This window comes from Mycolicibacterium tokaiense (assembly GCF_010725885.1).
Classification (GTDB): Bacteria; Actinomycetota; Actinomycetes; order Mycobacteriales; family Mycobacteriaceae; genus Mycobacterium; species Mycobacterium tokaiense.
In genome coordinates, this window is sequence record NZ_AP022600.1 from 1,815,561 (window position 1) to 1,830,583 (window position 15,023).

A 15,023-nucleotide genomic window follows, 5' to 3' on the forward strand; every position below is an offset into this window, starting at 1 on the left:
ATGTCGAAACGGGGATTCGTCCGGGGTCCACGCACTCCCGTGCCCACGGTGCCGCCGGCGCGGGTGGCGGTGGCCGCGCCGCTGGAGCTGCCCGAACGCGAACCGCGCAACATCCTGCTGATGATCGCCATCCCGGCGCTGCTGGTGGGCATCATCGGAACCCTGGTGGTGATGTACACCTCGGGCGTGCGGTCGCTGCGGTCCGGCATCTTCCCGATGATCGGCCTGATCGGCTTTGCGGCCATGATGTTCAGCGGGCGGTTCGGCCGGGCCCGCAAGATCAGCTGGGGCGAGCAGGAGAAGCAGCGCCGGGTGTATCTGCGCCAGCTCGACGATGACCGCGACGAGGTGCAGCGCGCCGCGCAGGACCAGCGCCGCAGCCAGCTGTTCGTGCACGGGGACCCGCACCAGCTCGACACCGTCATCGGCGGACCCAGGATGTGGGAGCGGCGCCCGAGCGACCAGGACTTCCTCGATGTCCGGCTGGGTCTCGGGGTCCAGCAGGCCGCGGACTCCGCGGTGTCGTTGCAGTGGCCGGACGTGCCCGTCGGCGAAGAACTCGAGCCCGTCACCGGCGGCGCGCTACGCGATTTCATCTTGGAGCAGAGCAAGATTCGTGGCATCGGCAAGGTGTTGAGCCTGCGGTCGCGGCCCGGTTTCAGCATCCTGGCCGAGGAGGTGGACCAGGGCCGGGCCCTGCTGCGGGCGATGCTGTCGAGCCTCGCGGTGTACCACAGCCCCAGTGAAGTGAAGTTGATGGTCGTCACCCGCCACCCGGAAGCGTGGCAGTGGATGGTCTGGTTGCCGCACAACCAGCACGACGAGATGTTCGACGCCTGCGGCCTGCGGCGACTGATGTTCTCCTCGCCGATGGAACTCGAAGAGGCTCTGGACTCCGAACTGCACCGCAAGGGCCGCGGCCCGTGGGCGCCCCCGGCCGGCAGCAGCCCGCTGTCCATGCCGTCGCCGATGGAGGCGGCCGCCGGTGGGTCGGCACTGGGCCCGCACTGGGTGATCATCGATGACAACACCGGAACCCCCGAGCAGTGGGAGGGCGTGACCGGCCTGAAGGGCCGGGCCGGAATCACCGTGCTGCGACTGGCGACCCGACCCGGCTCCGGCATCGGGTTCAGCTCCGACGACGAAAAGTTCGAGCTGCGGGAGGGGCGGCTGGCGCATCGCGGCGCGTTCTACGCCGTGGCGGACATGCTTCCCGACACCACCGCCGACCGCTACGCCCGAGCCTTGGCGCGCTGGGCGCCGATGAGTGCGGGAGAGCTGTCCGAGATGGACAGCCAGGGCGGAGAGCTGTTGCGCGCGTTGGGTATCAACGATCCCCGTAACCTCGATGTCGACCGGCTCTGGGCCGAGAGCCGCGGCCGCGGCGACCCCAAGTGGGCGATGGTGCCGGTGGGCGTCAAGCCGGGCGGCGAGTTGCAGTATGTGGTTCTGCGCGCCAAGGATTTTGGTGGCTTCGGCTTCCACTCGGTGGTCGTCGGCACGTCGGGTTCGGGCAAGTCCGAGTACTTCCTGTCGTTGTGCAACGGTATCGCGCTGACACATTCGCCGGAGACCTTCACGGTGATCTTCGTCGACATGAAGTTCGAATCGGCCGCCCAGGACCTCGAGGGGCTTCCGCATGTGGCGGGCTCACTGTCCAACCTCGGCAAGGACGACAGGCACCTGGCCGCTCGGATGCGCAAGGCCATCGACGGGGAGATCGCCCGTCGCTACGCCCTGTTCAAGAACGCCGGTGCGCGTGACGCCAACGAGTACGAGGAGATGCGCCTGGCCGGGCGCGATCTCGAACCCGTGCCGATCCTGCTGGTCATCATCGACGAGTACCTGGAGTTGTTCCAGCATCACCCCGAATGGATCGACCTGGTGATCCACATCGGACAGGAAGGGCGCGGCTGCAACGTCTTCTTCACTCTCGGCGGGCAGCGCCTGGACCTGTCGTCGCTGAGCAAGGCCAAGAGCAACATCTCGTTCCGCGTCGCGCTGCGCGCCGAGACCGCCGAGGACTCCCGTGACGTGATCGGCAGCGACGCCGCCCTGCACCTGCCGTCGAAGGAGGCGGGGTACGCGCTGATGAAGGTGGGTCCCCGTGAACTGGAACAGTTCCGGTGCTTCTACGTCTCGGCGCCGTTCGTGGTGCCGAAGAAGAACGTCGACCTAAACCAGACGGTCGACGTCAGCTTCCGCCAGCCCCGCTCGTTGACGTGGGAGTACCAGCCGCTCTCCGAGGAGGACAGCGCGGCGCTGGCCGTCGCCGATGAGCCGGAAGAACCGGACGAATTCCTGTTCCACGACGATGGATTCAAAAAGAAGAAGCTGCTCGACGTCATCCGCGAGTCACTGCGCGCGCACCCGGCACGTGCTCCGCACCAGATCTGGCTGCCGCCGCTGGAGGTGAGTTCGCGGGCCGACGACCTGGTGTACCGCTGGCGCGGAAAGCCGTGGCACGTCGACTACGGCGACAATCCCGGGCTGGTGTTCCCCATCGCCATCGAGGACATCCCCGAAGACCACCTGCAGCGGGTGCACGTCATCGACGCCGAGATGGACAACGTCATGGTGGTGGCCACCGCCCAGCGTGGGAAGTCGACCACGCTGATGACGCTGATCACCACGGCCGCTCTGATGTACCGGCCTGAGCGGGTGACCTTCTTCTGCATCGGCGCATCGCTGTACCCCGTCGAGGACTACCCACATGTGGCCGGTGTGGTGAGTCTGACCGACACCGAGGGGGTATCGCGAACCATCGCCACCATCGAGGGGCTGATCAGGGCCCGGGAGGCGTCGTTCAAGCAGTATCAGATGGACATCTCCGAGTTCCGCGAACGGCGCTTCGGCCCGGCCGGGGGAGCGGGCACGGATCCGTCGGACAAATTCGGCGACGTATTCCTGGTGATCGACAACTTCGGCGAGCTGTACGAAAAGGACTACGGGTTGGGGGACCGTGCCATCGCGATCGCCCGGCAGGGATTGTCCTACGGCATCCACGTCATCACCAGCGCCAGCGCCTGGCTGGTGGGGCAGAAACAGGCACTGCTGAACGTCTCGAATGCGCGAATCCAGTTGCGCCTCAGCAATCCCGACGAAACCCAGATGGGTACCGGGATGGAACACCGCCGCGCCGCCCGCAACACTCTGGACCGGCCCGGCTTCGGGTTGACCCGCCACGGCCACGAGATCCTGGTGGGGATACCGGAAATCGTCGGACCGTCCGGCCAGGTGATCCCCGTGCGCCAGGTGGGCGCGATGATCGCCGGCAGCACCGGCACCGACAAGGTGGAGAAGCTGGCCCGACTGCCCGAGAAGGTGGCGCTGCGCCAGGTGATCGACGCCTACGCCGCCACCCCGGGAGCTGCCGAGCCGCTGAACATCCCGTTCGCGATCGGGGAGAGCGGGCTGCAGCCGGTGGTGTTGCCGGCCCGGACGACGCCCAACATGCTGGTGGTGGGCCGCGCGCAGTGCGGCAAGACCAGCACCTTGGCCGCGCTGGGCCAGGCCGTCACCCGGCTGTACACCCCTGAGCAGGCGCAGATCACCATCATCGACCCGAAGACGACGCTGATCGGGAAGATCCAGGGGCCGCACGTGCGGGCCTACGCCTACACCGTGGATGACATCGACCAGGTGATCGGTGAACTGGCCGCCGAACTCTACACACGGTTGCCGCCGTCGGGCCTGACCCAGGAGGAACTGCTGAACCGGCAGCGCTGGGACGGCCCGCACCACTTCATCCTGATCGATGACGAGCAGGAGCTGCGGCCCAATGGTGTGCTGGGCAAGCAGGCGGCCACCGCGCCGCTGTGGGGCCTGATCGAGCGCAGCCGTGAGATCGGCCTGCATGTGATCGCCGCTCGCCTGCCTGGCAATTGGGCAGGAGTGTCAGTTATGAATCCGTTCATGCAGAAGCTGACTGGTTCGAGGTCTCCCACTCTTTTCATGGACAACGACCCCGCAACGGTCAAGGTGTTCGCGAGGATCAGCGCCCAGCAACTGCCGCCGGGGCGCGGCATGCTCGTCACCACCGAGGGCGACATCGAGGGGGTCTTGGTGGGCAGCCCCGAGTGATCGTTCGCTCCCGATTCGCTGGGTGCTGTGAAAACTGGTGTCGACCGCACTGCGCAGCACACCTTAGACTCGAGACATCACGCAGACGGTCACCGTCTGCCTTCGTTGCACCTGGACCACAGGGAGGGTTCACATGATGGACGTACAACCGGCGGCCGTCGGACTGTCGTCGGCCACCGAGGCCGGGATCACCGCCTCGATGTCAGCCAGCGCGTCGGCCGCGTCGGCCGCGCTGCTCGGTGCCACCCCCATGGGCGCCGACGGTGATTCCGCCCAGTTCGCCGCCGCGCTCAACGCTGCTGGTGCGGCCTACCTGGCGACCGCGGCCGAGCACGCCGGCCAGCGCAGCGCGTACTCCGGTGCGCAGTCGCTGGCCGGGGCCACCTACACCGCCACCGACGTGATCACCAAGAGCGCGTTCCTGACGTAAATGGAGGTCGCATGGATCCGCTCTGGCCGGTTCTTCGACCCGAGGACAACTACACCCGGCTGACGGCCGGCACCGGCACGGCGACCACGCTGGCCAACATGGCGGCCTGGATCAGTCAGCTGGCCAGCCACGAGATGTCCTTCGGGATGTCGATGATGAACAGTGCCGCCACCATGGCCAGCTGGCAGGGCGAGGGTGCCACCGGCTCTGCCCAGACCGGGATGAGCCTGAACACCGCCCTGCAACTGTTGGCGGGGTGGGTGACGGAGAAGCCGCCGCTGGCCAACGCCGCGGTAGCTGCGTACGAGGCGGCGGTGTCGACCATGGTTCCCTCGCCGGTCGCGGTGGCCAACCGCGTGGACGAGGCGACCTGCCAAGGCATCAACCCGTCGGTCTGGGGCATGCTCACGCCGCGGATCGCCGAGCTGAACCTCGAGTATCACGGCGTCATGTGGCCCAATAACTCGCGGGCCGGCGTGGTGTACGGGGCGGCGCTGGCCGCTCTGACCGCGGCGCTGGCTGTGCCCCCTCCGTTGGCAACGCCGGGTGCGTCGCCGGCCGCGCCGGCCGCCGCTGCCGGTGCGGTCGCCCAGGCGGGGGCCACCCGGGCCGCGGGGGAGGCCATGCAGGCGGGCACGCAGAGCGCCAACCAGTCCGTCCAGGGCATCGGCGGAGGCACGGATGCGATGGGCCAGATGAGCTCGATGGTGGGTCAGGCCCAGGGCATGATGCAGCCGCTGACCGGTCTGATGCAGATGCCCATGCAGATGGCGCAGCAGGGCTTCGGCGCAGCACAGGGCATGATGGGCCAGCTCACCGGCATGTTCGGCAACATGAAGGGCGGCGAAGCGGTGCCCGAGGCGGTGCGCGGAGCGGCCGCGGGTGCACCGGGCGGCGGACTGGGTGGCGCGGGCGGAGGCGCCGGCGGTGCGGTCGGTGGCGGCGTCGGCGGTGCGCACCCGGGTGCCGGGCTCACCAGTTTCACCCGTCCCACCAGCGGTTTCGACCCCGCCGCAGCAGGTCGGGCCACCGGCCTGAAGACCGGTTTCCTGGACGCCGCCGAGGTACGGGGTCCCACGACGGGCGGCATGGGTGGCGGTGGCATGCCGATGTCCCCGGGCATGCTGCAGCGTGGCCAGGGCGGCGACAGCGAGCGGGAACGTGAGGCCAACTATGCCCGGGTGGTGCTCGACGCCGAGCAGGAGCGGCGCCGCACCTGATGCGGCTGCCGCGAACAGCAGTTAACGAAGGGGCGGCTGTGACAGGGGCACATCGGGGTTTGCTCTTTGGTGAAGTGACAGCCGTCGCATAACCCATACACTCGAATGAAGACCCCTCGCTCGGGGGACATACAGCAAGGGAGAGCAAATGTCGCAGATCGTCGTCACCAGCGAGCACCTTCGCTCGGTGTCCAACTCCATCACCACCGCGCTCGAACAGGCCCGCTCCATCGCGCACCAGTATCTGGCCGAGCACGAGAACATCATGAACGCCGCGTGGGCCGGCGGGGGCGCGGGAGCGTCAATGAACACGTCTGTGCAGATCGAGCACGATCTGGCGCAGGCGAACGAGGCCGGAACCCGGTTGTCCACCGGCCTCGCCACCGCTGCCGACCTGATGGACCAGCACGAGGCCGATGCCGCACAGACCTTCAACGGCTTCTCCGGCAACCTCAGCGGTTCCTGACCTCTCACCCCCGAAACCACCTCAGGAGACATCATGGATCAGATCAAGTATGACCACGGCGCGGTCAGCGCGCTGTCTTCCACCGTCAACAGCCAGGCATCACAGCTGCAGTCCATCCACGACGACATCCGCAACCAGACGGAGGCCATCGCGGAGTTCTTCGAGGGCGAAGCGGCCACCACGTTCCGCGAGAGCCAGCTGATGATGCTGCAGGGCTTCCAGGGCCTCATCGAGGTGATGGCCAAGCACGGCCACACCATCGAGGAAGTCCGGGCTTCTGCCCACGGCACCGACCTCGCCATGAGAGGCCTCTTCGGCTAGGCCGCTGCACCACACACAACGTCAAATCCGGTGGGGCGCACGAGATGTGCGCCCCACCGCTCGCCCGGGGGAAGACAACGATGCTGACCACGACGCTGGACGGTCTGTGGGTGCTGCAGATCCTGACGGGGATCGAGGTGGTGGCACCCGAGCTGGGGCTGCGTCCGGTGCTGCCGAGCGTCGAGACCAAGGACATGGCGCTGGCCCATCCCGTCGCTGACGAGCTGAAGGCAGAAGGTGTCATCGACGAGCACGGCGCCGTGGATCCCGCGGTGGTGGAATGGCTCACGGTCCTGGCCCGCCGGGACATGGCCCTCTGGCTGCAGGCCGTTCGACCGGTCGCCGGCGAGGCCGAACCCGTTCCCACCCAGGTGACGCTGGCCCGCTTCGCCCAGTGGTGGGTCTCGCTGGAGCGCAGCGACATCGTGGTCCGCCTCGGCGGTGCGGGCACTTCGAGTTCCGAAGGTGCGGCCAATCAGGTCATCAGCAACCAGCTGGAGCGGCTGTGCGGCCCGGCATCACCCGCGTCGTTCAAGCCCGTCACGGTCGCCACCGACCGGATCCTCGGTGAGGTCAAGGACCGGGACAGCCTGCGCCGGTTCCTGATGTCCACCGGCGAACTCGACGCCGATCAGATGCACATCCTACTGACCACCGCTGACACCGGGCGCTCCGCCCAGGCGTCGATCATCGCGCTGCAGACCGGCGTCGATTCCGGCTCGGAAACCCGTGTGCGCGTAGAGGGCTCGGTGGTCACCGTCATCGATACGCCGGAGGGCCGCGTGATCGCCGAGCACTTCGAGCGCGACGGTCGACGCTGGATGATCATGGCGCCCGGCTCGCTGTCCAACATCGCCGCAGCGGTCAACGACATGGTGCGACGCCTCCCCGCCGCGGCGGACTGGCACGCGTACCGGAAAGTGGTGTAGCTCGTGACCAACCCATGGAACGAACCGCCCAGAGCACCCGAATCGCGTCGCCATGCGCAGCGCGACGTCCCCGGTGCACGGCAGGAGTACCAGGATTCGGTCTCCCAGACACTGCGGATCTCCGACATGGTGGCGCCGCGGAAGATCCCGCCGGGGTCAGGCTGGCGCAAGTTCTTGTACCGCGCCACCTTTCACGCCATCAACCTGGGTGAGTCGCCTCGGGAGCGGCACTACCGCGAACTCAAGGACCGGATCCGCCGCCACATCCGCAAGCAGTACGTCATCGCGGTCATCTCCGGGAAGGGAGGTGTCGGCAAGACCACCATGACGGCCTCCATCGGCGCGGTGTTCCGGGAGTGTCGACCCGAGAATGTGGTGGCCATCGATGCGGCCCCCGGTTTCGGGACGCTGGCCGGGCGCATCGACGAAGCCCCGCCGGGAGACTACTCGGCGGTGCTCAACGACACTGACGTGCAGGGCTATGCCGACATCCGGGAACACCTGGGGCAGAACGCGCTCGGGCTCGACGTCCTGGCCGGCAACCGCGCCTCCGACCAGCCGCGGCCGCTGGTGCCCACCATGTTCACCGGCGTGCTCTCGCGGCTGCGTCGCACCCACAACGTGATCATCGTGGACACCGCCGACGATCTCGAGCATCCCGTCATGAAAGCCGTCTACGACGCCGCCGACACCATCGTTTTCGTCTCCGGGCTCACTGCCGACACCTCCCTGCCGGTCACCCGATCCATCGACCTGCTGCGCGCCATGGGCTACCACGAGTTGGTCTCGCGCAGCATGGTCATCATCAACGACAGCCGCAACAAGTACGACAAAGAAGCGCTGACCTATCTGACGGAGCGGTACAAGCAGTCCGGCGCGAGCGTCGAATTCATGCCCTACGACCCGCATCTGGCCAAGGGCGGGATCATCGACACCCAGCACGAACTCGACAAGAACACCCGGCTGCGGTTGTTCGAGATCACCGCGGCCCTGGCTGACAAGTACACCCCGGACGCCGACAGGCCACAGTGATGGCGAAGGTCAGCTTCCCGGCGCGGTGCGCTGTTGCGGTGGTGTGCGGGGAACATCTCGTCTCGCAGGTGTATCCAGCCTCGGTGCCGATCGAGGTGTTTGTCGATGATGTCGTCGAACTCCTCAACGAGGAGCTGCGCCGGCGCGGCCTGAGTGGGCTGGAGCCCAGCATCGGCTACGAACTCCAGCGCGCCAACGGCGTGCGACTGGACGTCACCAAAACCCTGGACGACCTCGGGGTGGAGGACGGCGCCACGCTGGTGTTGGTACCTGCCGTCCAGGGGGATTCGTTCGAGCCGCAGTACGAATCGTTGTCGACCGGGCTGGCCCGGGTGGGCAAGAGGTTGTTCGCCCCCGTGACCGCCGCGACGGCCGCGCACGTGGCGATCGCCATCCTGGCCATGGTCGCAGCCACGGTGCTGGTGTTCGGTCTGCGCAACCGCGTCACCACCGACGCCCTCGCGGCTGCCATCGTCACGGGTGCGCTGGGCCTGCTGACCCTCGGCGGTGCGGGCGCCGTCGCCAGGTGGTGGCCTGCCCGCAGCGACCTGCTGAGCGGGTTCGGCTGGCTGGCGGTACCGTTGCTGGCCGTCGCGGCGGGCGCCGCGGCGCCCGGGGAGTTGGGCGCTGCGCACCTGTTCATCGCGGGTCTGACGGTGGTGGTCCTGACCTGTGCGCTGACCGCACTGACGCGTAGACACCTGACCGTCGCCGCCGTCATCGTGACGTTGTGCGCACTCGGCGGAATCGTTGCGCTGGTGCGCATGTGGCGCGCCGTACCGGCGCAGTGGCTGGGCATGTGCGCGCTGATCGCACTGCTGTTGCTGCTGACCCTGGGCCCCACCATTGCCCTGTGGGCCGCCAGGATCCGGCCGCCGCACTTTGGGTCCATCACCGGGCGTGATCTGTTCCGGCGCAGCGACGGACTGCCCATCGACGCCGTGGCCCCCGTCGACGACGCCTTCGAGGACCCGGACGGCGACCAGGCCGAGCCCAACCCGGACAACACTCCGCGCGGTGCCCAGATCGCTGACGCCGCACGGCGCGCCAACAGCGTGCTGACCGGCATCTGCATCGCCGCAGCCATCGCCCTGCCCGCCGCCGTGTGGTTCACGCTGATGCCCGGCCGTGAGAAAGCCACCGCGGCGGCGATCCTGGCGGGCCTGTTCGTGCTCATCTTCATCAGCCGGGCCAGGACATTCGCCGACAAGCGGCAGGCGGTCGCGTTGGTGTGCGGCGCCGCGGCCGCGGTGTGCCTGGGCGTCGCGAAATACGTCCTGACCGTGCCTGCCGAGTCGGGCGCCGCGGTGCTGTGGGGCACGCTGGCCCTGGCCGCCTTCGGGTTCGCCGGACTTCTTGCCGCGCTGCTGATCCCTGTCACGCGCTTCACTCCGCTGGTGCGGATGATCACCGAATGGCTGGAGCTGCTGGCGATCGTGGCGGCGCTGCCGTTGGCAGCGTGGATCGGCGGATTGTTCGAATGGGTGCGGATGCGATGAGCGCTGCCAGCGCCGTCCGGCGTGCGGGATCAGCGTTGGCTGTCCTGATGCTCATCGGCATCAGCGCCAATACCCCTGTCGCACAAGCTATCCCACCGCCCCAGGTGGATCCGGCGCTGGTCCCGCCCGACGGCGAACCGGGGCCCGAACGGCCGATGCGGCAGAGCAACATGTGCGCCCAGCCCATGACGGTGGCCGAACCCAGCGTGACCGTCACCGCACCGGGTTTCACGATGCTCAACATCGAGCGGGCGTGGGAGTACTCCACCGGCAACGGGGTGCCGGTGGCGGTGATCGACACCGGGGTCAACCCCAACCCGCGGCTGCCGGTGGTCCCCGGCGGCGACTACATCATGGGCGGCGACGGTCTGATGGATTGCGACGCCCACGGCACCATCATCGCCTCGCTGATCAGCGCGGCTCCGCAGGGCCGTCCCATGCCCGCACCGATGCCGCCGCGGCGGGCGTTCCCGCCGCCGGCCGGCCCGCCTCCGGTGACCGACGCACCGCCCCCGCCGGGCGGAGCACCGCCCCCGCCGGCGCCACCCCCACCGCCGGTGCCGGTGACCATCACCGAAACCCGCACCGAGCCACCACCGCCGCCCCCACCTCCGCCGCCCGTGGCCCCGGCCAATGCGCCGGGGCGCCCCACCATCGGCCGCGAGGACCCGCCCGTCCCGCCGCCGCCTCCGGGTGCGCCGGACGGGGTGGCAGGAGTGGCGCCGCATGCCACGGTGATCTCGATCCGGCAGTCATCGCGGGCTTACGAATACGAGGACCCGGAGCCCGGCGACAACGAGGCACGACGCAAGGCGGGCACCATCGCCACCCTGGCGTCGGCGATCGTGCACGCCGCGAACATGGGCGCCAAGGTCATCAATCTCAGTGTGACGTCCTGCCTGTCGGCGGCCGACCCGATGGATCAGCGCTCCCTCGGCGCCGCCGTCTGGTACGCCGCCACCGTCAAGGACGCGGTGCTGGTGGCCGCCGCGGGCAACGAGGGCGAGGACGGGTGCGCGCAGAATCCGTTGTTCAATCCGTTGAACACCGCCGATCCGCGGGACTGGAGCCAGGTGAAGACCGTCTCGTCGCCGTCGTGGTTCTCCGACTACGTGCTGTCGGTGGGAGCGGTCGACAACGCCGGCGCACCCCTGCCGGCCAGTCTCGCCGGACCGTGGGTGCGGGCCGCGGCACCCGGCGTCGGCATCATGGGTCTGTCACCGCAGGCCGGCACCCCGGTGAATGCCTACCCGCCGGCACGCCCCGGTGATCCGAACATGCCCTTCTGGGGCACCAGTTTCTCGGCGGCCTATGTCAGCGGGGTGGCCGCGCTGGTCCGTGCCAAGTTCCCGGAGCTGACCGCCAACCAGGTGATCAACCGGATCCTGCAGACGGCGCACAACCCGCCGCGGGGCGTCGACAATCAAGTGGGTTACGGCGTCGTCGATCCCGTCGCCGCGCTCACCTTCGACGTCCCGCCTGGGCCGCGGGTGGCGCCGGAATCCCAGAGCCGCATCATCGTTCCGCCACCGCCCGCCCCGCCCCCGGACCACCGGGCGCGTAACGTCGCGCTGGCGTTCGCCGGCGGCACGCTGGGTGTGGTGCTCATAGCCCTGCTGGTCGGACGCGCCAGGCGGGCCCGATGACGGCCCCGGTGCGTCTGGCGGTGATCGTCGGGATCCTACTGTGCGGTCTGCTGGGTTGGTGGGCGGCCGGATACCCCGGTGCTGCAATCGGTGTGGTGGTCGGATCGTTGCTGGGAGCGGTCCGGTACTGGCGTCAGCCGCCGTGGTCCTGGTTGGGTCTGTACTTGCGGCGCAAGCGGGCCACCACCTGGAGCGAGCCGGTGACGGTGGCCAACGACCGCGCCGGGGGCGGGGTCCGTTATCAGGACGACACCGCGATCGTCGCCATCCAGGTGCTCGGGCGGGCCCACGCACCGACGTTCTTCATCGGGTCGACGGCCACCCGCACCCACAACATTCTCGACATCGCCGAGTTGGCGCCCCTGCTGCACCAGAGCCTGGGCCTGACGCTGGAATCGCTGAGCGTGGTCAGTGCCGGATCCCGCCGACGCGCCTCCGGCGACTACCCGCGTGTCTACGACACCCTGATCGGGACGCCGCCGTACGCCGGTCAACGGGAGACCTGGTTGGTGGCGCGCCTGGGCGCACTGGCCAATGCCGACGCGGTGCAGTGGCGCATCTCGGTGGGCACCGCGGCACTGGCGGCAGCACAACGCATCAGCGCGGCTCTGCGGCAGCAGGGCATCCGGGCCAGGGTCGCGACGGCCACGGACATGGTGGAGATGGAACGTCGCTTCGGGGCCTCGGCGCTCGGCGCCGGCCGGCAGCGCTGGCGTTCGGTGCGTTCCGACAGCGGTTGGCTGACCACCTACTGGTACCGCCGGCAGTACATCACCACCGAGATCCTGGAACAGGCCTGGGCGCTGCGCGCGGACGGTTTGGTGCAGAACGTGACGTTGTTCCCCGACGGCACCGCCACCGCCACCGTGACGCTGGTGACTGCGCAGCCACCCACAGCGCCGCCGGCGGTGATCCTCACAGGCCTGCCCGGCGAGCAGGCCGCGGCGGTGGCCGCCAGCCTGTGCGGACCCACCCAGTGGCTGCGGGGAATTCGACGAGCCCCGCTGCCGGCGTCGCTGCGGATCCCGGTGGGTGCCTCCGGGGTGCTGCTCGGCAAGGTGGGTGCCGGTGACCGGATGCTGTTGCCGCTGGGTGATCCCGGGGAGTTGAGCCGGATCCACCTGGCCGCAGAGGATGCGCTGGCCAAACGACTGGTGATCCGGGCGGCCGGCGCCGGCGACCGGGTCACGGTGCACACCAAGGATTTGGCCCGGTGGGCCAGCGTGCGGATGCCCGACATCGCCGTCACCGACCGGCCCCGGCCGATCGCCGGCACGACGCTCAGCGTGGTCGACGGCACCGTCTCCCCGGCGCCGCGGCCCAACACCATCATCTCGGTGGGCGCGCCGGGCCAGGTGGCGCGGGGCAGTGCAGATGTGGTGATCATGCAGAACGGTCCCGCGCACGTCGACGTCACCGCAGCGGGCCGGATGTACCACGTGGAAGTGGAGTTGTTCCGCGCCGAGAACCGTTACGTGTCAACCGAACCGGTCAATCTCTCCGTCGACCGGGAACTCGTGAACGAAAGCAGGGGCTCGTAGATCATGACCAGCAGCGTCGCCACCGCACGCCGGCAGTTCGATCAGGGCATGGCGCTGCTCGAGGTCGATCCCGCCGAGGCGCGCAGCCGGTTCGGTGAGGCCACGCAGATCGACCCCACCATGGCCGACGCGTGGCTGGGGCGCATCGCCGCCGGCGACGACTCCATGACCACGCTGCAGCAGCTGCATGCCTACGGCAGCCGCCTGCACCGGGAGACCAATCGGCTCGGTGCGGGGTTGTCGGCGCACATCAAGGCCGGACCGTATCTCGCCATCACCGTCACCGAGGCCTCGCATGCCGGGCTGGCGCTGGCTTCTGCTTTGATCGACGACGGCCAGTTCGAGAAAGCCGATGGGCTGCTGCAGGATTCGGCACTGCTGGACACCTGGGAGAACCACCAGTGGCAGCAGTACCTGCGGGCGTACCTGATGCTCTCGACGCAGCGGTGGCCCGACGTCATCTCGGTGGCCGCCACGGTGCTGCCGCCCCAGGCCATCATCATGGCCGCGGTGACCGCTGCCACCAACACCCTGGCCGCGCACGCGGCGGCACACCTGGGGCAGGCCCGGGTGGCACTGGACTGGGCCGACCGGGTGGAGTTGCGAGCGGCCAACACCCCGTCGGAGAACCGGCGCCGGGATCTGACGTCGGCCATGGTGGCCGCCATCGACCCCGCCGACTTCCCCTTGATCGCCGCAGACCTGTCCTACGTCCGGGGCATGGCGCACCGCCAGCTGGGCGAGGAGGACCGGGCACAGATCTTGTTGTCGAAGGCGACCATCAACGGCGCTCTCATGCCCGCCGCGCAGCAGGCCCTGGCGGATCCGTCGCTGCAGCTGGTGATCACCGACGAGGACACCATCAACAGCCGCACCAACAAGTGGGACGCCAGCACCGCGCAGTCCCAGGCCGACCGCGAGGAGCTGGAGAACGAGGGCAGGCGCACCGAGCTGCTGGCCGAGGGGCGCGAGCTGCTGAACAACCAGGTGGGTCTGGCCGACGTGAAGCGAGCCGTGGCCGAGCTGGAGGACCAGATCGAGGTGCGCGCACTACGATTGGCGCACGGGCTGCCGGTGAACAACCAGACCAACCACATGCTCTTGGTCGGTCCCCCCGGCACCGGTAAGACCACCACCGCCGAAGCGCTGGGCAAGATCTACGCCGGTCTGGGCATCGTGCGACATCCCGAGATCATCGAGGTCAAGCGCGCGGACTTCTGCGGCGAACACATCGGCTCATCCGGGCCGAAGACCAACGAGCTGATCAGCAGATCGCTGGGCCGCATCTTGTTCATGGACGAGTTCTACTCCCTGGTGGAACGCCACCACGACGGCCGGCCCGACATGATCGGGATGGAAGCGGTGAATCAGCTACTGGTGGCGTTGGAGGTGCACCGGTTCGACTTCTGCTTCATCGGCGCCGGATACGAGAAGGAAGTCGACGAATTCCTCACGGTGAACCCGGGTTTGGCGGGCCGCTTCAACCGCAAGCTGCGGTTCGAGTCCTACAGTCCCGACGAGCTCGTGGAGATCGCGTTGCGCTACGGCCGACCGCGCGCCACCGTCATCGAGCCGCCCGCGCAGGAAGCCTTCAACGCGGGGTGCCGGGTGCTGCGTGCCTATCGCGCGGCCGACGGTGAGCACGGCATCGACGTGATGCAGAACGGCCGCTTTGCCCGCAATGTGGTGGAACGGGCTGAGCGACTACGTGATTCACGAGTGGCCGCGCAGAACCGCACCGACCGCGGGTCGGTCACCATCGAGGACCTCGAGACCATCCGGACGCCCGATATCGTCGCGGCCATGCGTGACGCCTGCGCCGAGAAGCACGTGCCGATCGAGCTCTGACTACTAAA

The 15,023-nt window shown here is 68.7% G+C and carries 11 protein-coding genes; all 11 read left to right on the forward strand.

Going from position 1 to position 15,023, the window contains the following annotated elements:
• The 11 genes from eccCa to eccA all read left to right on the forward strand — a co-directional run bounded on the left by eccCa (nt 1) and on the right by eccA (nt 15,015).
• Nucleotides 1-4,083, forward strand: coding sequence for a type VII secretion protein EccCa (eccCa, locus tag G6N58_RS08725; RefSeq protein WP_115278998.1), 4,083 nt, complete (start codon nt 1-3; stop codon nt 4,081-4,083).
• A 133-nt stretch (nt 4,084-4,216) separates the two neighbouring features.
• On the forward strand, nt 4,217-4,513 hold the full coding sequence (locus G6N58_RS08730) for a PE domain-containing protein (RefSeq protein ID WP_115278997.1): 297 nt from the start codon (nt 4,217-4,219) through the stop codon (nt 4,511-4,513).
• An 11-nt stretch (nt 4,514-4,524) separates the two neighbouring features.
• Complete coding sequence (locus tag G6N58_RS31040; RefSeq protein ID WP_115278996.1) at nt 4,525-5,733, forward strand: PPE domain-containing protein; 1,209 nt, start codon at nt 4,525-4,527, stop codon at nt 5,731-5,733.
• Nucleotides 5,734-5,881: 148 nt separating this feature from the next.
• Nucleotides 5,882-6,199 carry a type VII secretion protein EsxD gene (locus G6N58_RS08740; RefSeq protein ID WP_115278995.1) on the forward strand — a complete coding sequence of 106 codons (318 nt, stop codon included), beginning with the start codon at nt 5,882-5,884 and terminating at the stop codon, nt 6,197-6,199.
• A 33-nt stretch (nt 6,200-6,232) separates the two neighbouring features.
• Nucleotides 6,233-6,520 (forward strand): WXG100 family type VII secretion target, encoded by a 288-nt coding sequence (locus tag G6N58_RS08745; protein ID WP_232067787.1) that lies wholly within the window; start codon nt 6,233-6,235, stop codon nt 6,518-6,520.
• A gap of 80 nt (nt 6,521-6,600) precedes the next feature.
• Nucleotides 6,601-7,449: an ESX secretion-associated protein EspG gene (locus tag G6N58_RS08750; protein ID WP_115278993.1), complete on the forward strand. Its 849-nt coding sequence runs from the start codon at nt 6,601-6,603 to the stop codon at nt 7,447-7,449.
• Nucleotides 7,450-7,452: 3 nt separating this feature from the next.
• The gene (locus G6N58_RS08755; protein ID WP_308213270.1) at nt 7,453-8,481 is read left to right on the forward strand and encodes a CpaE/TadZ family protein; all 1,029 of its coding nucleotides are present in this window, start codon (nt 7,453-7,455) and stop codon (nt 8,479-8,481) included.
• The gene (gene eccD / locus G6N58_RS08760; RefSeq protein ID WP_115278992.1) at nt 8,481-9,980 is read left to right on the forward strand and encodes a type VII secretion integral membrane protein EccD; all 1,500 of its coding nucleotides are present in this window, start codon (nt 8,481-8,483) and stop codon (nt 9,978-9,980) included. Before G6N58_RS08755 ends, eccD begins: the two co-directional genes overlap by 1 nt.
• Complete coding sequence (gene mycP, locus G6N58_RS08765) at nt 9,977-11,626, forward strand: type VII secretion-associated serine protease mycosin (protein ID WP_115281631.1); 1,650 nt, start codon at nt 9,977-9,979, stop codon at nt 11,624-11,626. Before eccD ends, mycP begins: the two co-directional genes overlap by 4 nt.
• Nucleotides 11,623-13,167 (forward strand): type VII secretion protein EccE, encoded by a 1,545-nt coding sequence (gene eccE, locus G6N58_RS08770; protein ID WP_115278991.1) that lies wholly within the window; start codon nt 11,623-11,625, stop codon nt 13,165-13,167. The genes mycP and eccE overlap by 4 nt, the downstream gene beginning before the upstream one ends.
• Nucleotides 13,168-13,170: 3 nt before the next feature.
• Entirely contained in the window at nt 13,171-15,015 is a 1,845-nt protein-coding gene (gene eccA, locus G6N58_RS08775) for a type VII secretion AAA-ATPase EccA (protein WP_115278990.1), read from the forward strand.
• The last annotated feature ends 8 nt before the right edge of the window (nt 15,016-15,023 follow it).